Annotated in this window: 21 protein-coding genes; 12 read left to right on the plus strand and 9 right to left on the minus strand. The window is 51.3% G+C overall.

Annotated elements, in window-relative coordinates; translation table 11 throughout:
- Positions 1-5: 5 nt before the first annotated feature.
- Together WCN91_RS09445 and WCN91_RS09450 are read left to right on the plus strand one after the other, a co-directional pair.
- Positions 6-1106: a DUF4785 domain-containing protein gene (locus WCN91_RS09445; RefSeq protein WP_342678434.1), complete on the plus strand. Its 1101-nt coding sequence runs from the start codon at positions 6-8 to the stop codon at positions 1104-1106.
- Positions 1107-1443: 337 nt separating this feature from the next.
- Entirely contained in the window at positions 1444-2316 is an 873-nt protein-coding gene (locus WCN91_RS09450; protein ID WP_342678435.1) for a DMT family transporter, read from the plus strand.
- A 3-nt stretch (positions 2317-2319) separates the two neighbouring features.
- Here WCN91_RS09450 and WCN91_RS09455 read toward each other — a convergent pair whose 3' ends face one another.
- Positions 2320-2778 (minus strand): hypothetical protein, encoded by a 459-nt coding sequence (locus WCN91_RS09455; protein ID WP_342678436.1) that lies wholly within the window; start codon positions 2776-2778, stop codon positions 2320-2322.
- A gap of 430 nt (positions 2779-3208) precedes the next feature.
- Between WCN91_RS09455 and WCN91_RS09460 the strand changes: the two genes are divergently transcribed.
- Entirely contained in the window at positions 3209-3778 is a 570-nt protein-coding gene (locus WCN91_RS09460; RefSeq protein WP_342678438.1) for a helix-turn-helix domain-containing protein, read from the plus strand.
- Positions 3779-3796: 18 nt separating this feature from the next.
- On the opposite strand, the gene WCN91_RS09465 is transcribed toward WCN91_RS09460, so the two are convergent.
- The 3 genes from WCN91_RS09465 to WCN91_RS09475 form a co-directional block, all read right to left on the minus strand.
- Positions 3797-4114, minus strand: a complete 318-nt coding sequence (locus tag WCN91_RS09465) for a DMT family transporter (RefSeq protein ID WP_342678440.1) — start codon at positions 4112-4114, stop codon at positions 3797-3799.
- Complete coding sequence (locus WCN91_RS09470) at positions 4114-5646, minus strand: carbon-nitrogen hydrolase family protein (protein ID WP_342678442.1); 1533 nt, start codon at positions 5644-5646, stop codon at positions 4114-4116. The genes WCN91_RS09465 and WCN91_RS09470 overlap by 1 nt, the downstream gene beginning before the upstream one ends.
- A gap of 123 nt (positions 5647-5769) precedes the next feature.
- The gene (locus WCN91_RS09475; RefSeq protein ID WP_342678444.1) at positions 5770-5997 is read right to left on the minus strand and encodes a helix-turn-helix domain-containing protein; all 228 of its coding nucleotides are present in this window, start codon (positions 5995-5997) and stop codon (positions 5770-5772) included.
- A gap of 359 nt (positions 5998-6356) precedes the next feature.
- Here WCN91_RS09475 and WCN91_RS09480 point away from each other — a divergent pair, with 359 nt between their 5' ends.
- The 3 genes from WCN91_RS09480 to WCN91_RS09490 all read left to right on the plus strand — a co-directional run bounded on the left by WCN91_RS09480 (position 6357) and on the right by WCN91_RS09490 (position 12661).
- The gene (locus WCN91_RS09480) at positions 6357-7211 is read left to right on the plus strand and encodes a type 1 glutamine amidotransferase domain-containing protein (protein ID WP_342678446.1); all 855 of its coding nucleotides are present in this window, start codon (positions 6357-6359) and stop codon (positions 7209-7211) included.
- 17 nt (positions 7212-7228) lie between these two features.
- Positions 7229-8383, plus strand: coding sequence for an iron-containing alcohol dehydrogenase (locus WCN91_RS09485; protein ID WP_342678448.1), 1155 nt, complete (start codon positions 7229-7231; stop codon positions 8381-8383).
- Between the two features lie 99 nt (positions 8384-8482).
- Positions 8483-12661 (plus strand): DEAD/DEAH box helicase, encoded by a 4179-nt coding sequence (locus WCN91_RS09490; protein WP_342678450.1) that lies wholly within the window; start codon positions 8483-8485, stop codon positions 12659-12661.
- Between the two features lie 60 nt (positions 12662-12721).
- Here the strand turns inward: WCN91_RS09490 and WCN91_RS09495 are convergent, their stop codons facing one another.
- From WCN91_RS09495 to WCN91_RS09505, 3 genes are all read right to left on the minus strand, one after another.
- Positions 12722-13651, minus strand: coding sequence for a prohibitin family protein (locus WCN91_RS09495; protein WP_342678452.1), 930 nt, complete (start codon positions 13649-13651; stop codon positions 12722-12724).
- Positions 13652-13711: 60 nt separating this feature from the next.
- Positions 13712-14596, minus strand: coding sequence for an MBL fold metallo-hydrolase (locus WCN91_RS09500; RefSeq protein WP_425416030.1), 885 nt, complete (start codon positions 14594-14596; stop codon positions 13712-13714).
- Positions 14597-14708: 112 nt separating this feature from the next.
- Complete coding sequence (locus WCN91_RS09505) at positions 14709-16967, minus strand: penicillin acylase family protein (RefSeq protein WP_342678453.1); 2259 nt, start codon at positions 16965-16967, stop codon at positions 14709-14711.
- Positions 16968-17244: 277 nt separating this feature from the next.
- Between WCN91_RS09505 and nadE the strand changes: the two genes are divergently transcribed.
- From nadE to folX, 4 genes are all read left to right on the plus strand, one after another.
- Positions 17245-18078, plus strand: a complete 834-nt coding sequence (gene nadE / locus WCN91_RS09510) for an ammonia-dependent NAD(+) synthetase (RefSeq protein WP_342678455.1) — start codon at positions 17245-17247, stop codon at positions 18076-18078.
- 164 nt (positions 18079-18242) lie between these two features.
- Entirely contained in the window at positions 18243-18950 is a 708-nt protein-coding gene (folM, locus tag WCN91_RS09515) for a dihydromonapterin reductase (protein ID WP_342678457.1), read from the plus strand.
- A gap of 11 nt (positions 18951-18961) precedes the next feature.
- The gene (gene folE, locus WCN91_RS09520) at positions 18962-19516 is read left to right on the plus strand and encodes a GTP cyclohydrolase I FolE (RefSeq protein WP_342678459.1); all 555 of its coding nucleotides are present in this window, start codon (positions 18962-18964) and stop codon (positions 19514-19516) included.
- A gap of 8 nt (positions 19517-19524) precedes the next feature.
- Positions 19525-19887 (plus strand): dihydroneopterin triphosphate 2'-epimerase, encoded by a 363-nt coding sequence (gene folX, locus WCN91_RS09525; protein ID WP_342678461.1) that lies wholly within the window; start codon positions 19525-19527, stop codon positions 19885-19887.
- 10 nt (positions 19888-19897) lie between these two features.
- Here folX and WCN91_RS09530 read toward each other — a convergent pair whose 3' ends face one another.
- On the minus strand, positions 19898-20332 hold the full coding sequence (locus WCN91_RS09530; protein WP_105215109.1) for a YqaA family protein: 435 nt from the start codon (positions 20330-20332) through the stop codon (positions 19898-19900).
- 63 nt (positions 20333-20395) lie between these two features.
- Positions 20396-20767, minus strand: a complete 372-nt coding sequence (locus tag WCN91_RS09535; RefSeq protein WP_342678465.1) for a DUF4870 domain-containing protein — start codon at positions 20765-20767, stop codon at positions 20396-20398.
- Between the two features lie 144 nt (positions 20768-20911).
- Between WCN91_RS09535 and WCN91_RS09540 the strand changes: the two genes are divergently transcribed.
- Positions 20912-21382 carry a DUF2721 domain-containing protein gene (locus tag WCN91_RS09540; RefSeq protein WP_342678467.1) on the plus strand — a complete coding sequence of 157 codons (471 nt, stop codon included), beginning with the start codon at positions 20912-20914 and terminating at the stop codon, positions 21380-21382.
- Between the two features lie 115 nt (positions 21383-21497).
- Complete coding sequence (locus tag WCN91_RS09545; protein ID WP_342678469.1) at positions 21498-21950, plus strand: c-type cytochrome; 453 nt, start codon at positions 21498-21500, stop codon at positions 21948-21950.
- The last annotated feature ends 98 nt before the right edge of the window (positions 21951-22048 follow it).

Raw genomic sequence — 22048 nt, forward strand, 5'->3', positions numbered from 1 at the left:
GCCCAATGATGAAGAAATTAACCACAGTCTGCGCCCTGATGATGCTCACCAGCACAGGCGCCATGGCAGATGCCGCTAACGGCCAAACCGTTTATCAATTCCCGCAGGTGCAAACAACACCGACTGCACCCTTAAAGTCCTTGGAAAAGAGCAGTGTTGAATACTGGCAACAGGTTTCGGGTAAAGAGCTTAAACAGGGCGTGCCAGTGTTTGTAAATCAAGCCGACCACCTGATCCGCATTGCCCCCAAGGCCCGCTTTGAAAATGGTGAAGTCATTAAGCCCTATGACCTGCAGCTGGATAAGTTCTCGGTAAAGGATACTCAAAGCCAGCGCGCGCTGCCGGTTCAGGCCATTGCCGCACGAGAGCAAATGCAACAAGCCGGTTTTAACGATGGCAGTATCGGCCTCAAGCTTGGGCAGATTAATGGCAAGGGCAAGCCCATGTTGCAAACCTCTCAGGGGCTAAACGACCAGGACACCTACCTGGTTCACGTGATTGAAAAAGGCTCGAGCAATGCACTTAAGGCCCGTACTCAATTCACCCTGGCCGAGCACCAGCAACGCCTAGGGCTCGAGCTCAACCTGGGGCAGACGAAACTGCAGGATAAGAATGTGCAGCTTAAGCTCCATAGCCCAACGGGTGAGCAAATTGACGTGCAATATAAGGGCGGCGAAGCGATTTTTGCGCAGCCTCTAACCTACCTGGGCGCCGCCAATGGCTACTACGAGCTGGAGGCCAGTGTCGACACCCAGGTTAATGGCCAAAAGGTCAAACGCTCGGTAAAAATGCCCTTTGTGCACAGCATGCAAACCATCAGCATACATGATGCCAAGGTGCAGGCCTTGGGCGCTAATCAATACCAGGCCAGCGTCCCGGTGGAAGTGACCGACACTGGTCGCTATGCCATTCGCGCCACACTAACCGGCCGTGCCGATAATGGCGAGCGCATTAGGCTGGCGACGGTTGAGGTGGCCAAGGAACTCGAAGGCTACGGCCAGTTCCTTATGCCCTTTAGCGCCACCCAAGGTGCCAATGCTCCCTACCGCCTGGTGGATATTGAATTAACAGACCAAACCCGGATGTTGAAGTTTACGCCGCAGTGATCCCTGCGCTGATATTATGGACCCAACCCAAGTCGGTGCCCAGCACCGGCTTTTTTGTTTGTAGAACTTTGGAAGGTTCCTCTAGGAACTCCTAGGACCGGGGGTGTGCTTTCTTTAAGTAGCATTATTGCCGTGCTCATGCTGATTTCAGGGTTTGCTGGCTACAGCTTGGCCCCCTAATCAATAAAACTCGGCACTGGTTTAGCAACTAACACCGGGCTGTTAACCACCTAGCGAGGGAGGGATAACCCTCCCCTATAACCAGTATGTAAATTCCTCATTCGCCAGCGCTGTATGGCCATGCTAACTTGGCTTTTTAAGTCCCTATTAACCCGCTATGACCTGGATTTTCTTTACCTTTTTAGCCGCATTCAGCCAAAGCTGGCGTAACGCCCTGCAAAGCAAATTAAGTCAGCATACGGCCAGTTTAGCCGTGACCTTAGCCCGCTTTATTCTTGCCGGGCCCATCGCTGCCTTGTATCTGGCAGGCTTGTATCAATTCGAGCCTGCACCAGCGCTTAAGCCTTCAGGCGTATTTATTTTTTACGTTATCGGTGCTGCGGTTATGCAGATTATCGCCACCGCCCTTATGGTGCGCCTTTTTAAAATGAACAACTATGCCGTGGGCGCGGGGCTGGCCAAGAGTGAAGCCCTGGTCGCGGCCATTCTTGGCATGCTGTTTTTTGGTTCGGCGCTGAGTTTATTGGGGTGGTTGGGTGTCATACTTGGCGCCGTTGCCGTCATCTTGTTATCCGGCCCCAGTATTCGCGGGCTAAACTTTAAAACCGTGGCTCTGGGCTTGGCCTGCGGCACCAGCTTTGCGCTTACCTCACTGTGGGTGCGCGAAGCCAGTTTGTCATCGGGCTTGGTATTTCCCCATAGCGCCGCCTGGGTTTTACTCTTGGTGATAAGTTTGCAAACGATACTGCTGCTGATTTATCTGGGAATTAAGGACAGGGTCGCCTTGCTTAGTCTGTGGCGCCATAAAGGCTTAACCTTGTGGATCAGCCTCACCAGCTGCATTGGCTCCATAGGCTGGTTTAGCGCCATGAGCCTGCAACATGTGGCCTACGTGAAAACACTCGGGCAAGTTGAGATTTTCTTTACCCTGGCTATTTCTTATTTGTGGTTAAAGCAACCGGTAAAGCGCCGCGATAGCCTAGGCTTATTCTTGATTGCCTTGGCCGCTATCGCGGTTATGTGGGGCTAGCCGTTATTCAAGTGCAAGCCATTGTTTTGCCAAATCAATATCATCAAAACGCTTGCCCATCACTTGCATCAGAATAAGCTGCTCGCCAACGTGGCTACTCATCAATACACTTTGCCCCTGAGGAATTTGCTCACTTTCACTACTGGCCTGCAGCCAGTCCTGCTGCTTAATTTTATAGTTCATATTGGCACTGTAATACTCTCCATCATCACTGGGAAGCAGGGTAACCGACAGCATATGCTTATCCTGCTCACCGATTTCAATCCGTGCTTCTTTACCGGCGCAGGTGATTAGGCGTGGTTGATGTTCCAACTCAGCCCGATTAAAGGCGGCAATAATATTTGGCGGCGACTGGTCCGTTTGCATACGATAGATGTCAACTTTAACGGCCACCAAGGGCGACTCGGCCAGCACCGGCCAGGCGCTTAGGGTAAGCAATAATGCTGTTACCAGGTATTTCATAGTCTTGTTTCCTTCTTGTTATTGACCACTAAATGCTACCCGCAAAAAGCGACACCATCCACGTAAGATAATAATATTCCTAATATTCTTACCTATGAATATTATCCAGACCCTAGGGTCTGTTTATCTTTGCGGTTTACTTTATGTTCAATCTAAACGCATTCTGATCACGACGCTCGTTATGATGCATAGTCATTCTATGTTCATAGCGAGCAACACAGAGCAGGATGCGTTTAGATGAACCCGTAGGGCAGCGCTTGTAGCGCATTTCTACTGTGTTGTTACATGTTTATGTAGAATAACTACACTACACATGTGCCGCCTTGTATAAATTCACTACAAACTGCTGCAGAAACAAACAACAAGGTCAACAGACCCTAGCCATAACAAGCATACTAGGCAACAATAAAAGAAAAACCTAGGCTTAAACATGGAACTGGCCGAGCAGCTTATTGCCCTAAGAAAACAACAACAATGGACCCAAGCCTTTGCCGCCCGAGAAATAGGTATACAGCAATCCTATTTATCCAAGCTGGAGAATAATAAGGTGCTGCCATCCGATGAGGTCCTGACCAGGCTGGCACAGGCATATGGGGTGAGCACCGACGATTTACTGCCAAGAACACCGACTCAATCCGCACAGGATTCGCACCGAATCCCCCATCGCTGGATATTGTCATCAGCTGTCTTACTCATTTTGGCTGTGGTGCTGTGGGCTTTGGCTTATTTCGAACTGCTTTACGTACAAACTCACTATACCTATCAGTTTGTTAGTACCGACACCCAACATTCCATCAGCGGTTATCATTTAACCCAGGTTTATTTAGGCGAGGCGGCACTCAGCGCCGATGGCAGCACCCAATATCATTATTTTGGGGAGCGTAATATCAGCCGAGAGGAAAATCGCTGGCTGTTTGCCACCAGCATTTTGCTGTTGATAACGGCACTGATTGTCACCGCGGTTGGAGCATTGAAAAAGCCTACTAACACACGCCAGTAGGCTTGCCAATAAGCGCGCTTAGTGCGCCAGTTTCAGGGTGATCACCCCGGCAATAATCAATAGCACGCCAAAGTAGCGCATCAGGGATGTGCTGTCACCGTAGAAGAGGATGCCCACCAGAAAGGTGCCGGCGGCGCCGATGCCGGTCCACACCGCATAAGAAGTGCCCATAGGGATGGTTTTTTGTGCCAGCCACAACAAAAAGCCGCTAATGGCCATAAAGATCACCGCCATGGCGATGCCAAACCAGCGGGTTTGCGGCTCCTGCGCAAACTTCAGACCTACCGGCCAGCCAATTTCAAATAATCCCGCACAAATCAAATACACCCAGGCCATTAGCCGTTCTCCTTAACCAGTTTTACCTCATAGAGATCGCCGCGACGATCCTTCAAGTTGCGCACTGTGCCCTCACTGTGCAGGATCTTCAATTTATCCATGTCCAAATCGGAGAACAGCAGCATCTCGGTGTTAGGAGTAGCCTCGTTAAGGCAGGCATCGTGAGGGAAAGAAAAATCCGACGGTGTCAGTACCGCGGCTTGGGAATACTGTACGTCCAGGCTTTCCACCTCGGGCAGGTTGCCGACGCTACCGGCAATCACCACATAGCACTCGTTTTCTATGGCCCGAGCCTGAGCACAATGGCGCACCCGTAAGTAGCTGTTTTTGGTGTCGGTCCAAAAGGGCACGAAGAGAATATCCAGACCCTGCTCGGCGAGAATACGTGACAACTCCGGAAATTCCACGTCATAACAGATTTGAATACCAACGCGCCCAGCATCGGTTTCAAACACGGCAATTTTATCACCGCCTTGGATCACCCAGTCATAAGCCTCGTGCGGGGTAATATGAATTTTGCGTTGCTCATCCACCTTGCCGCTGCGATGACACAAGTAGCTGACATTATAGATGCTATCGCCTTCAGCCAAGGGCATGGAGCCGGTGATAATATTGGCGTTGTATTCCACCGCCATGCGCGACATGGCTTTAACAAAGGTATCCGTGTATTCCGCCAGGTTGCGGATCGCCTCGGTTTGGTTGCGTTGCTCGTGCAGCCCCATCAAGGGCGCATTAAAAAACTCCGGGAAGAGGATAAAGTCGCTTTGATAGTCGGATACGGTATCGACAAAGTACTCCACCTGCTTGAGCAATTCATCGACACTTGCCACCTGACGCATCTGCCACTGCACCGCGCCCACACGAACGATGGACTTGGTGCTTTCAATCACGGTATCCGTCGGCTCAAAGAGGATGTTGTTCCACTCTAACAGGGTGGCGTAGCCCTCCGACTCTTCGTCCTCCGGCAGGTATTTTTTCAGCAGTCGCTTCACCTGGAAATCATTCGCCAACTGGAAGCTCAGAATAGGGTCATACACCTCCCTGCGGTCCACCTTTTCTATGTATTCCATGGGCGACATATTTTCACGGTAGTTGTGATACAAAGGAATACGGCCACCGGCCAGAATCGCTCTCAGATTATACTGGCGACACAACTCCTTGCGGGCATCATATAAACGACGACCCAGTCGCATACCGCGATGGCTAGTGGCAATGGCCACATCTAAGCCATAGAGAGCATCACCATTGGGGTCGCTAAACACCCGGTCATGGCGGTCAACGATATCATCATAGGTATGGGGGTTAGAAAAACGCCCGTAGTCCACCTGAACACTGAGGGCAATGCCCACCAGCTTGTCATCGTCGACTATGCCAATTTGCCCTTCGGGAAACTGATCTATCAAGCGGAAAATAGTATGACTGGGCCAGGCTCCACCGAGCTCCGGGTAGGTTTCATCCATCAGGGTTTTGATTTGCGGGTACTGCTCTTTGGCCAGATTACAAATAGCCAAACGGGTTGTTTCGACCGACATGTTCACCTCCTTATTACGACTCCAATCTATTGTGGTGACAATCTCATCAAAACGAAAGGCTATTCGCGATGAAATGCATAACGATTGATATTGGAAAACGCCATCAGAATATCGCGGGCATAATTAACTCGTGGATGTGCCAAGGCGCCCTTGCGCCAGCTCATGAGCCAAATTGCTCGGTTCAACCCCTCGGTGTCGTCGGGTGAACAGGGTCTTGCCCACGGTGGACTCCACACTTTGAATATGTGCGGTTGCCGCCGGTTGAGACAAACCAAGGTTTTTCGCCGCTCGGGAAATATTCAGGCAGCGATACACCTCAACAAAGGTGCGAAGCTGGACAAAGCAAGACATCAGATATTTTATACAACCCAAATAAAACTGAATTCCACTTATTATAGAGCTTAACTATACTGGATACATCTTTCACCGTTCTTAACTAGGGTCTGTTGACCTTTGTTGTTTGTTTCTGCAGCAGTTTGTAGTGAATTTATACAAGGCGGCACATGTGTGGTGTATTCTACATAAACATGTAACAACACAGTAGAAATGCGCTACAAGCGCTGCCCTACGGGTTCATCTAAACGCATCCTGCTCTGTGTTGCTCGCTATGAACATAGAATGACTATGCATCATAACGAGCGTCGTGATCAGAATGCGTTTAGATTGAACATAAAGTAAACCGCAAAGGTCAACAGACCCTAGAGACACAGATGAGCTTGAAAAAAATTGCCACGGTTTTCGCAACCGCTCTGTCACTGACGGCCACCAGCGCCGCACAGGCACAAGAAAATAGCGAACAGATACTGGTGTTATTATCCAGCGAAACCCAGATGCAACTTGCCGATGGCAGCAGCTACGAAACAGGTTATTACCTCAATGAATTCGGGGTGCCGGCGGACGAGTTACTCAAAGCTGGTTATGAACTGGTTCTCGCCACCCCCAAAGGCAACGCCCCGGCGGTTGATAAAAACTCGGTGCAGGCCATGTATTTTGGCGATGACAAGGCCGAAATGGCACGCATTCAAGAGGTGATTGCCAACCTTGAGGGCATCAACGACACTCACACATTGAAGGAAGTGATCGAGCAGGGGGTGGACCAATACAGCGGTGTCTTTATTCCCGGTGGCCATGCGCCGCTAATAGATTTAGCCAATAACGAAGACGTTCGCACCATATTGCAGCACTTTCATGAGCAAAGTAAGCCAACAGCCGCAATCTGCCACGGCCCCATTGCCTTGCTATCGGCCCAACAAAGCCCAGTGGAGTACGAGCAAAACATTGCTCAAGGTGCCGAGGCAAAAGCAACTGACTGGCTGTATGAGGGTTATAGCATGACCATCTTCTCTAACCCTGAAGAGGCGACTTTTGAAGGCTCATTAAATGGTAAGAAGCTACGTTATTACCCGGCAAACGCCATGGCCACCGCGGGTGGCAAGATGCAATTTGCCGCCGATTGGCAACCCAATGTGGTGGTTGACCGTGAATTAATCACAGGACAAAACCCCTTTTCAGACAAGCAATTAGCTAAGGCATTAATTTCTGCTTTGCAGCAGCGCAGCAAATAAGAGGTAGTAACAGCACTATGTTGAATTTTGAGTTTAAAAACAACACGGAAATTCTCTTTGGCCAGGGCCAGATAAAGCAAATCAGCGAGCGCCTGACGCCCAACGACAAGATTTTATTCTTATATGGCGGTGGCTCAATTAAGAAAAATGGCGTGTATGACGATGTTGTCAACGCCCTGGAAGGATTCGATTTTGTGGAGTTTGCCGGTGTCGAGCCCAACCCCACCTATGAAACCCTGAGCGAGGCCTTAAAGGTGGTCAAAGCGCATCAGATCAGCTTTATTCTGGCCGTGGGCGGCGGCAGTGTCATCGATGGCGCCAAATACATCGCCGCCGCTGCACACTATGAGGGCGATGGCTGGGATATTCTCGTCAATGGCGCCGAGGTAAAAAGCGCGCTGCCCATAGGCGCGGTACTCACCCTGCCGGCAACCGGCTCGGAAAGTAATGGCGGCTCAGTGGTTACCAAGAAAGCGACGCAACAAAAACGCGCCTTTGGTACACCCATAGTGCAGCCACAATTTGCCGTGCTCGACCCTACCTACACCTATTCGCTGCCACCACGCCAGGTAGCCAATGGTGTGGTTGACGCCTTTGTGCATGTGATTGAGCAATACCTCACCTACCCGGTTAATGCGCCGCTGCAGGACAGATTTTCCGAAGGCATTTTATCGACCCTGATCGAGCAAGGCCCTCTGGCACTGGCCGAGCCACAAAACTATGATGTGCGCGCCAATGTGATGTGGTCCGCCACCATGGCACTCAATGGCTTAATTGGTAAGGGCGTACCCCATGACTGGGCCACCCATATGATCGGCCATGAGCTCACGGCGCTTTATAACCTGGATCACGCGCAAACCCTGGCCATAGTATTACCTGCGTTGATGTTCGAGAAAAAAGCACAAAAACGCGAGAAGATCCTACAACTGGGTCGTCGCGTCTTCAATCTTGAAAATGCCGATGAAGAAGCGCTTATTGATGCCACGATCAAAGCAGTTCGGGACTTTTTCGAGCAAATGGGCGTTAAAACGCGCTTAAGCGATTATGACCTACAGGAGCAGGCTGTGACCGAGGCGGTAGACAACCTGCGCCGCAATGGCCTACTCGCCCTGGGTGAGCACGATGATATAACACCTGAGGTAGCCACTAAGATCCTCAGGTTGGCGCTATAAAATCTAGCCTCCGAAGGCCGCTAAGCGGCCTTTTCTCTTGCCCATCACCCACCGCTTTGTTAGCGTGTTCGCTACTTAATCAGCTCCGTTTACCCCGTAATGCGCTTTATTACTATCACCGCCGAACTCAACGAGGCCATCGCCTCCCTGTTACACCGTTTTAATGAGTGTGACTCAGCCCATCAACATGTGGCGCAAGCGCTGGCGGTGATCTACAAGCCCATAGAGCAGCACGCCCTGGGTCGCATTTTGGAGCAGGCAGAGTTACGCAGCCTTGAGGTGATAAGCGCCAAGGCACTCAAGCATATCATCGCCGATTTATGCGCTCTGGAGCTGGTGCAACAAAGCCGCCACGGCTATATCATCAACCGCCTGATTGCCAATGCCCTGGTAAAACGCAGCATAAGCAAAAATCTCTTCGTTACCCTGTTAACCGCCGCCGAGCAGGTGGCGCCCGTACTTAACAGCTACCAATGGCAAGATAACACCACAGACAAGCGCCGCTTGCTGCGCGATATGTATTTTCTTGGTGAACTAGGCCGGGTGAAGGAACTGATGGGGTTGGCTAAAAATCCCATGCAGCTTGATTGGCAGCACACACCGGCGCTATGCTCCCTGGTGTTTTACCCTTTTAATCTTGATGAATTTCAGCTTCTGGATGAACGTCTGCAGTACCAGGCCTTTGCCACCATGCTGGCGGCGCATAGGCAAAAAGGGCAAAGCACAGCGCAACTTTTACATTGGCTGCATCAGGCCTGCGACGCCTTGCCAAAAAACCTCTGGCTCCACTACTTAAAGCTCGAGCAATTCCTGCTGTCGGGGCAACTGGACAAGCTAAACGCGCACCTCGATGAGCAAGATAACTCTCTCTACAGTCTGTTATTGCGTGCCAGCTTGGCATTTTTGCAGCAGCAATACGCCAAGGCCATGCGTTTGTTTACCCAGGCCGAGCTGGAAAAGGGCCGCTATCAAAAGCGTAAAAAGCCCTATATTGAAGGACTGTACGGCATTCTCTATCAGCTCACCTTACTGGCTCTTGGTAAAGACCAACAAGGCGGCACCTCGTCCTGGCTAACGCTGCAAACCCAGCTCGACAACCAGCAGCAGGACAAACAGCGTGGCGAGTTTGCTCTGTCCATTGATCTGGTGCTGCGACGCCTGTTATTGCACCTGCAAGGGCGCGATACCTATCTGTTTCGTCAGGAATATTTAAGCTACTGCCAAAAGGGGGAGCTGAATTATTACCTCTATGTGTGTTTTGCCTTAGCCGGGTATAGCTGGAGCGCTCGCACACCCGAGCCCTGGCTGCTGGCGTTAAAAGCCGATGCCGAGCGCTTTTTTGAGCACATCCAATACCCGTTATTTGCTGACTTTTTGCGACAAATATCCGGTGATTCGCCGAATTTGACGTTTAATATCACGCAGCTTATGCGCACTACGGAAAGCTGGGATATCGCTCTGGAGCAATTACTGGCCTTAGAAAACCCCACGACCAAGAGCCAGGAGGAGCCGAGCCGCATAGTCTGGCAGCTGGAGATTGGCCGTTTCGAGTCCAGCCTGAAGGCCAAAGAGCAAAAGCGCACTAAGCAGGGCTGGAGTAAGGGTAAAGCGCTAAGCCTAAAGCGTTTAGTTAATGAGCCGGAAGACTTTTATTTAAGCGAACAGGACAAGGCTATCTGCGCCCATATCGAAACCCTGAGCGGCAATGATTTTTACCGCAGCAAGGAATATCGCCTTAACCTTAGCAGCGCCCTGCCCGCGGCGGTGGGTGCGAGTAATGTGATCGATGGCGAAGGCCATGCCTTGGAGCTGGTACAGCGCGAGCCGACCATACGTATTCATGCCCATGGCACAGATTTAAGCATGAGTATCGCCCATCTGCCGACCATCAACGCGCACACTGAGCCACCTTTAGTGAGCCTTAAGCTGGTACGTGAAGGCCTGGCAGAGTTTAGCATTTTCAACGCCAATCACCTCAAGGTTGCCAAAATTATCGGCGAGTCCGGCTTGGTGATACCGGCCCATGCAAAACAGAAGGCCATCGACGGCATCAAGGCCATAGCGCCGCTGATCAATATTGAATCGGATATCGACGGCATAGGTGAAACCCTCACCCAAACCGAGCCGGATAAACACCTGGTGATCAATATCACGCCACTGAAAACCGGCTTAAACTTCGATTGTGTGGTGATGCCCTTCGGCGAGCAAGGCCCAGCGATGAAACCCGGGTTGGGCAGCCGACATATCAGCGCCCATATCAAGGGCCAACGCATCGCCCTGGAGCGCGACCTCGCCTACGAGCAACGCCTGCTGGAGCAACTGGATAGCCAATGCCCGGATTTTCAATCGATGCAGGACACCTGTTTAGCCCAGACGGATTGGCAGCTGGCCTTGGCCACCCTGGAGCAACTACAACTGGCCCTTGGCAAACCCAGCCAAGAGCTGCCGATTAAACTGCGCTGGCCGCGCGGCAAAACACTGCATATGACCAAGCCGCTGAAAAGTGAGAATATTCAATTAAGTATTAACCAGCATAACGAATGGTTTGATATCACCGGCAGCGCCACCTTGGACGATGGCAAGGTGCTGGAGTTACGCCAGCTTCTAGATGCTCTGGCCACCAGCGGTGGGCGCTTTATTACTTTAGAAGACAACCGCATACTCGCCCTTAGTGAGCAGTTAAAAACCCAGCTGGATGTACTTAGCGGCACCGCCGATCAGGGCTTTTACCATCCGCTCAGCAGCCGCCTAATTCGCGACCACACCACAGGCATGCGGATGCAAACCGTACCCGGCTGGGAGCAATTACATCAACGCATGAGTGAGGCCAACGCCTTAACCCTAACCCTGCCCAACACCTTGCAGGCGCAGCTGCGCGACTATCAGGTCGATGGCTTTGATTGGGCCATGCGCCTGGCTCATTGGGGCGCGGGCGGCTGTTTGGCGGACGACATGGGCCTAGGTAAAACCCTGCAGGCGTTGGCTATCTTGGTGGCGCGCGCGGCAAAGGGGCCAGCGCTGATCATCGCCCCCACTTCGGTTTGCTTTAACTGGCGCAATGAAGCGGCAAAGTTTGCCCCAACCCTCAGGGTACAGCTCTTTAGTGAGTTAAAAACTGCCGAGGCGCAACAAGCAGCCATAGAGCAAAGCAATGCCTTTGATTGTTTGGTGATCAGTTACCAGCAAATGCAGCGTCATATTGAAACGCTGGAAAAAATTCGCTGGCATACGATAGTTGCCGACGAAGCCCAGGCTTTGAAAAACCCGCTGGCCAAGCGCACCCGCGCCGCCTATGCCCTAAAAGGGGACTTTCGCCTGATCACCACGGGCACGCCGATAGAGAATAACCTCACCGAGCTGTGGAGCCTGTTTCGATTTATTAACCCAGGGCTGCTAGGCAACCTAAAGCGCTTCGGTCGCCGCTTTGTGCTGCCCATAGACAATCAGGAGCAGGAGCCCGCCAAGGCACTCAAGGCCAAGCGCGTACTCAAAGAGCTGATCAAACCCTTTATTCTGCGCCGCCTGAAATCCGAAGTGCTCACTGAGCTGCCGCCGCGCACCGATATAGATCAACTCATTACCCTGAGCGAAGACGAGCAGCATCTTTATGAAGCCCTGCGCCAAAATGCCCTGGAACAATTAGCGCAATTGCAGCAGCTCGATAACCCGGGTGAGCAACGTATTCAATTGCTGGCCCAGCTAACCAGATTGCGCCAGGCCTGTTGCCATCCCCAATTGGTGGCCGAGCAAAGCGCCCTTTCCAGCAGCAAACTTACGGCCCTGGGTCACCTGCTTGAAGAGCTAAGGGGAAACAAGCATAAGGCGCTGATATTCAGCCAATTTGTGGGTCATTTGCAGTTAATACGCGAGTATCTGGAACAACAGGGCATTGGCTATCAGTATCTTGATGGTTCGACGCCCGCCGCGGCCAGACAAGCCCGCATTGATGCCTTTCAAAATGGCGCTGGCGAGGTGTTTTTGATCAGCCTTAAGGCCGGTGGCTCAGGGCTGAATCTGACCGCCGCCGATTATGTTATTCATATGGATCCCTGGTGGAACCCGGCGGTGGAGCAGCAGGCCTCGGATCGCGCCCATCGCCTCGGGCAAACCCGTCCGGTCACCGTCTATCGCCTGATTGCCAAGGGCACCATAGAAGAGAAGATCCTCGCCCTGCACCAACATAAACGAGATCTCGCCGACAGCTTGCTGAGCGATTACGACACCCCGCAATCACTCTCGGTAGAGGAAATGATGGCCACCTTGAAGGAAGTGTTTTAACAACCTAAAGGCATGAAAAAAGCGGCACGGGCCGCTTTTATTTTCATCAATTACTTGGGCTTACTTTTCTTTCATATTCCAAAGAATGCCCTGATCCGAACCCATAACCGTGGTTGGCATTTGTCCGTTCCATGTTTGCGCACGCATGTACTCAACCAAGGTGGCGTTGTTCTTAATGGCTTCTGCCTTCTTTTGCATGGCTTCGGCTTCTGCCAGACCCTTCATACGAATAGCTTCTGCCTCGGCTTCGGCTTCCACCTTAATGGCATAGGCCAGGCCATCGGCTTTGGCCTTGGCTGCATCACGCTGAGCGTTTGCGGTATTAACCTCTTGCTGTGCTTGCAGGTTTTGGCGCTCTAGCTTGTGCTTTTCTGCCGCCGCCAGGTTTTTCTCGGTTTGCTTGGTTTCGATGGATTGAATGTATTTAGGTGGCAATACCAGGTCTTCGATTTGCGCTGAGTCCAGCTTAACCGGGTAGCTCTTCATTTCTTCCAGCAATAACTCTTCAATGCGGGCGATAACCTGCGAGCGATTTTGGATCAGCTCCTCGGCCTTATAACGAGCCAGGGCATCCTTGGTTGCCGAACGCAATTTAGGGTCGAGAATACGACTTTCGAACTGGGTTAAACCACCATAGCTTTTAAATAGATCAAAGGCTTCCTCGCGATTGACCGTCCAGTTGATGCTCACTTCTGCGGTCAGCGGCATTTGCTCATGAGTGGCTGCGCGCAATTTTTCGACATTTTTACGGGTACGGATTTCCAGCATTTCTACCGTGTCAACAAAGGGGATCTTGGTATGCAGGCCTGGATTCACCTGCTCGGTGGCTTCACCAAAGCGTTTGATAATACCGACATGACCTTCGTCCACTGTATACATGCTCTTAAACCCCAAAAGCAGCAATAACAGCACTACGAAAATAGTGCCTATCAGCCCCTTTTTTTTCCCCACCGAGGCAGTTAGAACTGGCAAGTCTCTGTTGTTATTCATTCTTTATACTCCTTGAAACTAAGAACAAGGAGTATAAAGTAAGCAATTACAGATGTTAAATTAAGGTTGCACTTCTTTGCCACCCAGACTGCGATAAAACAAGGTGATCACCCGCTCCTTGGGCAGCCAGTCCGCGTATTTTAAATTCAGTTCGGCAAAGGGATCGGCGGCGATTACCGCATCCAAAGTCTGTTCTTTTGCCATAGCCTTAAGCATCAATGCCTTGGCTTTAGCCACCGAGGCCTGATAACGCATGAGTCCAGCCTTATCACTTATAGGCCCGTGCCCTGGGATCACCTGGGTGTTATCGTCAATTTGCGCCAGCACACTCTGCAGCGCCGCCAAAATACCCTCAATACTGCCGCCACCATCCACATCGACAAAGGGCAGACCGCCGGTATTAAAATAGATATCTCCCATATGCACTATATTGGCGTCGCTAAAGAACACCACAGCATCGCCATCGGTATGGGCGCTTGCATAATGCACCAAACGCGCATGTTCACCGTTAAAGTGCAAAGTCAGATCGTCACCAAAGCTCAGGCGCGGTAAAAATTCAGATCCCGCGCCATGCTTTTCTTCCAGGCGCTTATGAACATTATGGTGGGCGATAACATGGGCGCCCGCTTGGGCAAAGACCTCGTTGCCACCTGTATGGTCGTCATGATAATGAGTGTTCAGCACAAACTCCGCGGCATTGGGGTTCAGCTCTTTGAGCTTGGCCTTTATTTGCGGCGCCAGCTTGGCGAATTGGTCATCGATAATATAAGTGCCATCGGCGCCTACATGGGCGGCAATATTGCCACCGCGACCAAATAACACGTAAATATGCTTGTCCAGTTGCTGAGTGGTTACCTCAACATCCTCTGCCTGTGCGGCCTTTACCGTTAGCGCGGTGACCACTGTGGCAACCAGAACCGCAATCATCATGCTGTTTTTATTCATTATTGTGCCCTTATGTAGCTTTTTAGCGATAATCCTAGTCTAGTTTATCGCCGCCAAATTGCGCGGGCGAAACAGGGCCGCGACCCATCTCGAGTTGCGACCGCTGATAGCGCTAGCGAGCCGGGCGTATCTCCAATCTATGCTCTGGTGCGCCAGGCAGTAAAGGCGTGGCCTGGTGTGTGGCATACTGCTCATAACCGGCACGATAAAAGGTCGACAAGGGATGCGCCGATTGGCCGCCGGGAATGGCCATAATCGCCTGCTCTAGCCTTCCTGGCTGGGCAATAAAGCGCTGCGAGGCACCAAAATCAGGGCGCTGTACCGCCGGCATAAAGCTATCACCAAAGGCCTCGACTTTAGGCATGTTCAACCAGCTTCCGAGCTGCGGAATTTGCTTGGCAAAAGGATGTTTCAGCTCCAGGGCGTTGACATTACCCCAGCGCCAATTTGCTGTATCTTCGCCATATTTTCCACGCAAACGCGCCAGTGCCAGATGAAAGCTCTTACTGAGCAGCTGCTGTTTATCGGCAAAGCCCCATATACTTGGGTTTTCCAGCAGCTGCCAGGTGGCCGGCTCTAAATTACGCTTAATAGGGCCAAGGGAGAGCTTATGCTCAGCCAATCTGGCCTCAATATCGGCAAACAGGGTATCCATCACGGCGCTGCGGAAATAACGTACCAGGGTGTAACCTATAGAGTCGGCACAGGCGCAGCCCTGCCACTGCTCGACCAAAGGTAAATTCTGCGTGCTGCCCTGCTCTTTCAAGGTACTCACTAGCAGCGTCTGCCATTTAGCTAAGAAGCGGGCTTCATTATCGAGCTGCAAAGCTAAAAACGCCTGCTCATCAAAGGTTTTTTGGGCAAAAAGGCGGTCTCTTATTTGTTGCTGGCGGGGCCCTAGGGCATAACCGCCATCACCCAAACGGGCATGCTCCTGAGTTGATATTACTCGAGCATTGGCGCTCCACAGGCGGCCAGAAATTGGGTTCATTACCCGCGGGCGCTGCGGTTCATTGTGGGACCAGTCGGCCTGAAACTCTTCGGCAGCCAGAGCAATATCGCTTGGATTGGTACGCGCGGCAATGGCACCCATGGGCTGCCAGCCAATTTGCCCTTGTTTATCCACCACCATTAAATTTTGCACCGGCATACCAGCCTTATCGGCAATTTGAAAGGCCTGAGTAACGGAAGAGGCGGTGGCCAGATTCGCCAGTTCCAGGTTTACCGCGTAGTCATAATGGCCTACCCAACTGAGGGCATAGCGCTGGCCGTTAACCTCTTGCACCGGGCCATAATCACTCATTAAAAAGCGGTAGTCATAGGTTTCACCACCGGCTATGGCGATGGTTTCCTGCACTGTTTCCAGCTTGGCATCGGCATTCAAGCGAACCCAGTCCGAGGTATCCACATAGGCATTGGTAAAGCCCCAGGCGATCTGGTCGTTACTGCCAACGACAATTGCCGGTGCCCCAGGTAGCGACACACCAGTCACCTGAGTGTCGGCAATATTCAGCTGGGCGCGATACCAGATAATGGGCACGGCCAAACCTAGGTGCATATCATCGGCGACCATGGGCTGGCCGCTGGGAGTTAATTCCCCGGAGACCGCCCAGTTATTGCTGCCCACTTCACGTGCGGCGATAATTTCTGGCACAGAAGCGCTAAGATTCGCTGCTGACAGCATGGGAATGGCCATTTCTTTAAGGTTTATTTCACTGCCGTCCAGCGCCGATTGATAAGGACTGGGCTGGGTTAAGAATTCACGCATTTGCGCGGAATAAAGTTGCTCTATTTGCTCCAGCACCATATCGCGTTCAAAGGTGCCGGCCTGCAAGTCCAGATACATGCTGTAGATCACCAGCAGGCTATCCTCTGGCTGCCAAGGGGTGACCTCAGCGCCGCTCAGCAGATATTCAAAGCCCTTTAACGATTGGGCTTGCAGTGCCTCGTTGACGCCTTGGCTGTAACTGCTTAGCAAAGCTTGCTGAGACTTGGATAATTGCGAAAAAATACGCTCACTGCGCTGGCGCAGCTGATGAAAACGCATTTTTTTATCCAGCTCCAGTGCCGCCTCACCAAATAACTCGCTAAGTTCACCGGCTGAATTGCGGCGTAATAGATCCATTTGGAAAAATCTGTCCTGACCATGGGCAAAGCCCAGGCCATAGGCAGCATCATTCATGCTTTGGGCATCGATAATGGCCTGCCCCAGGGCATCGCGTTTAATGGTAACCGTGCTTTCTAACGCATCACTGCTGCCACGTCCATCCAGGGTCGGTAGACTCAATAACAAAACCCCGTACACAGCCGCGGTGCCCAGTAACAATAAAATGATCGCGCCGATCACCAGACGTTGCACCCACCTCAACATAAATATCCCATCCTTTTAAGCAGTTATTATTATTCTGACCATCAGTGTATGACATTTTTTCGGCTTTATCTGTAGGTCGATGCTCTACGTCGACAATATCCTGGCGACCCCTTTGCCGGCCTGCTAGATAACTGCTCCTGCGTTACCCTAGTGACGGCAAAGGCCAACCTGCAGACTTGGCGACACCCCCGGTTTACAAGAGCCCCCTTCTGCGCTTTAACTTTTGGTTAATTCCTTACATAATAGCGGCCTAATATTGAGCTCAAGCGGGGGAGTTATGCGAGCCGAAATCGTTGCCGAAATGAAGGTGCAACCAAGCATTGATGTTAACCATGAAATTGCCCGTCGTGTGGCATTTATTAAGCAGCGTCTACAACAGGCCCATTGCCATAGTTTGGTTTTAGGCATTAGCGGCGGCGTTGATTCCACCGCCTGCGGCCGTTTATGCCAATTGGCGGTGAACGAACTCAATGACGAACATAACACCCAGCAGTATCAGTTTATTGCCGTGCGTCTGCCCTACGGCGTGCAGGCCGATGAACATGAGGCCCAATTAGCCGTTGATTTTATTCAGCCAAGCCAGCGTGTGACCGTAAATATCAAACCGGCCAGCGATTATATGCATGATGAGGTTTTAGCTGGCTTAGCCGCGGGTACCGAGCTTACTCTGCCAGCGCAGACCCAGGTGGACTTTATTAAGGGCAATGTGAAGGCACGCCAGCGCATGATAGCCCAGTATGAGATTGCCGGTCTAACTCAAGGCCTGGTGGTTGGTACGGATCACAGCGCCGAAAACCTCACCGGCTTTTACACCAAGTTTGGCGATGGTGCCTGCGATCTAGCACCTTTATTTGGTCTGTCCAAGCGCCAGGTGCGCGCTTTGGCTGAAGCCTTAGGAGCGCCACGGGATCTGGTGCACAAGGTTCCTACCGCGGATCTCGAGTGTGACCGTCCGGGCTTAGCCGACGAGGTCGCCCTTGGCCTGAGCTACGACCAGATAGATGACTTTTTAGAAGGCAAACCGGTGAGTGCCGAGGCTGAAGCGCACCTTATCGGTATCTACCAGCGCACTCAGCATAAGCGCCAACCCATACCTACCATTTACGATTGAATTGCTCGGGCACCGGTGTCTTATCGGTGCCCTGCTTAGCCACCCGCCCAATAGCTTTTTCTTTGCTAACGCAGTGATCGCCCACGCTTTTATCTACGTAAACACTGCAATCACGAACTCATTTGTTTATAGTAAGGGTTATAAGCTCTTAGCCTTTGGAAGTTATGTCTTTTCCTATTTTAATTACCGGCGCTGGGCAGCGCATAGGCCTTGCTTTAGCCACCCATCTGCTGGCCCAGGGTCACGACGTCATTATTAGTTACCGCACCCGTCATCCAGCGGTGGATGAACTGGCGGCCCAAGGGGCGACCTGCATTGCCGCCGACTTTAGCGACGATCACAGCATTATGCAGTTTATCGACGAGCTGCGTAGTCACACCCAAGGGCTGCGGGCCATCATTCATAACGCCTCAAGTTGGGATTGTGAAGCCAACAACAGTGATTATGCCCAGCTGTTTGACGATATGATGCGCATTCATGCCAAGGTACCTTATTTAATTAATCAGCACTGCGCCGATCTGCTCGAGCAGGCCGAGGGCTACGCCGATGTGATCCATCTGACCGACTATGTGGTCGAAACCGGCAGTCCCAAACATTTGGCCTATGCCGCTTCTAAGGCTGCGCTCGATAATCTGAGCAAGTCGTATGCCGCCAAATGGGCGCCGAAGATAAAGGTCAACGCCATTGCCCCGTCGCTGATTATTTTTAACGACCATGACGATGAGCAGTACAAGCAAAAAACCTTAACCAAATCCCTAATGGGCATAGAGCCCGGCTGCCAAGAAATTATTGCCGCCGTGGAGCTGCTGCTCAATAGTCATTACATTACCGGGCGCAGCCTCGCCATCGACGGCGGCCGCCACCTAAAATAGACGAGAACAGTATGCAAGACGATTTAAAACACAGCTATAAGCAGATCATCAGCGCCGTTGGTGAAGACCCACAGCGAGAAGGCCTGCTCGACACTCCGAAACGCGCCGCCAAAGCCATGGAATTCCTCACTAAGGGCTATCGACAAACGCTGGAAGAGATCACTAACAATGCGGTGTTCTCTTCCGATGCGGATGATATGGTGCTGGTGCAGGACATAGAGCTTTATTCCATGTGTGAGCACCATTTACTGCCCTTCGTCGGTAAGGCCCATATCGCTTACATCCCAAATGGCAAGGTGTTGGGGTTGTCGAAATTTGCCCGCATCGTCGACATGTATGCGCGCCGCTTTCAAATTCAGGAGCAACTCACCCATCAGATCGCCAAGGCGGTTGAACAGGTGACTGGCGCCAAGGGCGTGGGCGTAATAGTTGAAGCTCAGCATATGTGTATGATGATGCGCGGTGTGGAAAAGCAGAATTCAAAAATGCGAACTTCCGTGATGCTGGGCAATTTCCGTACCGACTCAAAAACCCGCAACGAATTTTTACAGCTGGTAAGAAACTAGGACAGTCCATGACCAATGCCATTATCAATGTCACCAACCTCAGGCTGCGCACCTATATAGGTTTTAATCCCGAGGAGCGGGAGAAAAAGCAGGATGTGGTGATCAATTTGGAGATCCATTACCCGGCAGACAAAGCCTGCGAGCAAGACGAAGTAGCCCAGGCGCTCAACTATAAAACCATCACCAAGGCGGTGATCGAGCTAGTAGAGCAGGGGCATTTTCTGTTATTGGAAAAGTTGGTAGCGGAGGTTTTGGCCTTATGCCATAGCCACCCCAGCGTGCACTACGCCAAGGCTAGAGTCGATAAACCCCATGCCTTACGTTTTGCTGACTCGGTGTCGCTGACCTTGGATTGGCAACGACCTCGGTAGTGAATTGGTATTAGAGGAACTCTTCAAGCCCGAGCGCCATCAGGATCACCAGCAGGTATCGGGCGCCCTTGCCTATGCTGACCAGCAGCAGAAACAGGCTAAAGCGCACCCGAAATACGCCGCCGATCAGGGTCAGCGGATCGCCAACCACAGGCAGCCAGGCAAACAGCAGGCTGTAGACGCCAAAGCGATTAAATTGCCGCTGCGCCCTGGCCATGCCCTTGGCGGACACGGGAAACCATTTTCTATCGGCAAATCGTGTAACCTGGGTGCCCAGAGCATAGTTCACGCAACTGCCCAAGACATTGCCAAAGGTGGCGCTAAGCCAGAGTAAGGGCAAGGAGAGCCCGCCCTTAACCACCATGGCGCTGAGCATCAGCTCCGAAGAGCTGGGCAGCAGGGTCGCGGCGATAAAGGCACTCAGTAACAGGCTTAAATAGGCCATTGCTACTGGCTAAGCTTTACGACCAAGATCAACCACAGCTGCTTGGGCTACTGCGTGTACCATTTATAAGAATTTAATCGTCAAAGGATAACTAAACTCTTTGCCTTCATAGGCCTTGATCGATGCCACAATCACCATAATAAAGGAGAATAAGGCAACGATTGGCAGCAATAAGACGCCCACGGCGACGAAAATCAGAATAAAACAAACGATATAGGCGATCAGCATGGTGAGCTGGAAGTTTAATGACTCACGACCATGACGGTCGACAATAGGCATATCTTCTTTTTTCACCAACCAGATAATCAAAGGCCCTAAAATTGAGCCAAAAGGTATGATAAAACCGGCCAAAGCTGATAAGTGGCATAGCATCGCCATGCTCTTCTCGTCGTTGTTTTTCGCCGTGTCAGTTTTTTCAGGTAATACGGGTTCCATGTTCACTCCTGTGATAGTTGTTAAGTTACTGAGATTCTCAGTTTTATTGCCTAGTGTCCAGCTTTTCACCAGAGCAAAATTCTATCCTTCATCGGCATTTACCGCTAGACTAACGACATTGTCATTCTTTCAGTGAGAGTCATTGTGAACACAGACGTCGTTAATATTCTCACCATGGCAAAGGTGATTCAAACCGCCGTTGCCCCGGTTTTCCTTATCACGGGTATCGCCGCCACCTTGGGGGTGCTTTCAAATCGCTTAGCGCGCATTACAGACCGGGCTCGCACATTAGAGCGTAAGTTAAAAACTAGCAGCGATGAAGATTTTAACCACTCTCTGACCACGGAATTACGTGCCCTGCTCAAGCGCGCCCGCTATATTCACCTGGCTTTTAGTTTAAGCGTACTTAGCGCCACCCTGGTTAGTGCCGTAGTTATGCTGCTTTTTATGGCTAATATTCAATCGGTTAACCTTGGAACCGCAATAGCCCTGTGCTTTATGATTGCCATGGTGCTGCTGATACTGGCGTTTATTTCCCTGCTTGGTGAGGTTTATCTTGCCTTTAGAAGCATGCGCCGAGGGATGATTTTTGCCGATATCGACCTGGGCGAGTAAATACTTCTTAACAATGCTAATAGGTCTTTACAGTGAAGATTACGCGTCTAGGCTTGTCTTCACTGCATCCCTTAGGTAAAAAGGGACATAACTTTTATAATAATGGACTAATGGAATGAAACTACACTCTATTATCACTGCAATAGCGCTGGCTGCCAGCTCATCATCAGCCTTAGCAAGCTCAGTTTTTGAAAAACCAGAAGATGCTATCGATTACCGTAAATCGGCATTTTCACTGATCCGCGTACAAATCGGCGATATGGGCGACATGCTTAAAGGCAAGGTACCTTTCGAGGCCGAGCGTTTTGCACAACGTGCTAACAATGCCGCGGCTCTTTCACAAATGCCTTGGGAAGCCTTCGTTGCCGGCACCGACAAGGGTGACACCAGCGCACTACCAGCTATCTGGGAAGACCGCGCTACCTTTGATGCTAAAGCAGATGCCTTTGCAAAATACGCACAAGAGCTAGCAGTAGCAGCACAAAGCGGCGATAAAGAAACTATTATCCCAGCTTTCCAAAACTGGGCGAAAGGCTGTAAAGATTGCCACAAGTCGTTTAAAGACTAAGCGTTAAACGATTTAATAAGCGCCTTTTGCTAACAATTGGCGCGAAAAAAGCTCCCTCTGCTTGTGGGAGCTTTTTTATTTTTTTGTAAGTCGGTGCT

It is taken from the genome of Pseudoalteromonas qingdaonensis (assembly GCF_038739665.1).
GTDB classification, from domain to species: Bacteria; Pseudomonadota; Gammaproteobacteria; order Enterobacterales; family Alteromonadaceae; genus Pseudoalteromonas; species Pseudoalteromonas qingdaonensis.

What these genes read in the sequence shown, in the direction of transcription:
- WCN91_RS09445 (WP_342678434.1), top strand. Translation starts at nt 6, where the DNA reads ATGATGAAGAAATTAACCACAGTCTGCGCCCTGATGATGCTCACCAGC.
- WCN91_RS09450 (WP_342678435.1), top strand. Translation starts at nt 1,444, where the DNA reads ATGACCTGGATTTTCTTTACCTTTTTAGCCGCATTCAGCCAAAGCTGG.
- WCN91_RS09455 (WP_342678436.1), bottom strand. Translation starts at nt 2,778, where the DNA reads ATGAAATACCTGGTAACAGCATTATTGCTTACCCTAAGCGCCTGGCCG.
- WCN91_RS09460 (WP_342678438.1), top strand. Translation starts at nt 3,209, where the DNA reads ATGGAACTGGCCGAGCAGCTTATTGCCCTAAGAAAACAACAACAATGG.
- WCN91_RS09465 (WP_342678440.1), bottom strand. Translation starts at nt 4,114, where the DNA reads ATGGCCTGGGTGTATTTGATTTGTGCGGGATTATTTGAAATTGGCTGG.
- WCN91_RS09470 (WP_342678442.1), bottom strand. Translation starts at nt 5,646, where the DNA reads ATGTCGGTCGAAACAACCCGTTTGGCTATTTGTAATCTGGCCAAAGAG.
- WCN91_RS09475 (WP_342678444.1), bottom strand. Translation starts at nt 5,997, where the DNA reads ATGTCTTGCTTTGTCCAGCTTCGCACCTTTGTTGAGGTGTATCGCTGC.
- WCN91_RS09480 (WP_342678446.1), top strand. Translation starts at nt 6,357, where the DNA reads ATGAGCTTGAAAAAAATTGCCACGGTTTTCGCAACCGCTCTGTCACTG.
- WCN91_RS09485 (WP_342678448.1), top strand. Translation starts at nt 7,229, where the DNA reads ATGTTGAATTTTGAGTTTAAAAACAACACGGAAATTCTCTTTGGCCAG.
- WCN91_RS09490 (WP_342678450.1), top strand. Translation starts at nt 8,483, where the DNA reads ATGCGCTTTATTACTATCACCGCCGAACTCAACGAGGCCATCGCCTCC.
- WCN91_RS09495 (WP_342678452.1), bottom strand. Translation starts at nt 13,651, where the DNA reads ATGAATAACAACAGAGACTTGCCAGTTCTAACTGCCTCGGTGGGGAAA.
- WCN91_RS09500 (WP_425416030.1), bottom strand. Translation starts at nt 14,596, where the DNA reads ATGAATAAAAACAGCATGATGATTGCGGTTCTGGTTGCCACAGTGGTC.
- WCN91_RS09505 (WP_342678453.1), bottom strand. Translation starts at nt 16,967, where the DNA reads ATGTTGAGGTGGGTGCAACGTCTGGTGATCGGCGCGATCATTTTATTG.
- nadE (WP_342678455.1), top strand. Translation starts at nt 17,245, where the DNA reads ATGCGAGCCGAAATCGTTGCCGAAATGAAGGTGCAACCAAGCATTGAT.
- folM (WP_342678457.1), top strand. Translation starts at nt 18,243, where the DNA reads ATGTCTTTTCCTATTTTAATTACCGGCGCTGGGCAGCGCATAGGCCTT.
- folE (WP_342678459.1), top strand. Translation starts at nt 18,962, where the DNA reads ATGCAAGACGATTTAAAACACAGCTATAAGCAGATCATCAGCGCCGTT.
- folX (WP_342678461.1), top strand. Translation starts at nt 19,525, where the DNA reads ATGACCAATGCCATTATCAATGTCACCAACCTCAGGCTGCGCACCTAT.
- WCN91_RS09530 (WP_105215109.1), bottom strand. Translation starts at nt 20,332, where the DNA reads ATGGCCTATTTAAGCCTGTTACTGAGTGCCTTTATCGCCGCGACCCTG.
- WCN91_RS09535 (WP_342678465.1), bottom strand. Translation starts at nt 20,767, where the DNA reads ATGGAACCCGTATTACCTGAAAAAACTGACACGGCGAAAAACAACGAC.
- WCN91_RS09545 (WP_342678469.1), top strand. Translation starts at nt 21,498, where the DNA reads ATGAAACTACACTCTATTATCACTGCAATAGCGCTGGCTGCCAGCTCA.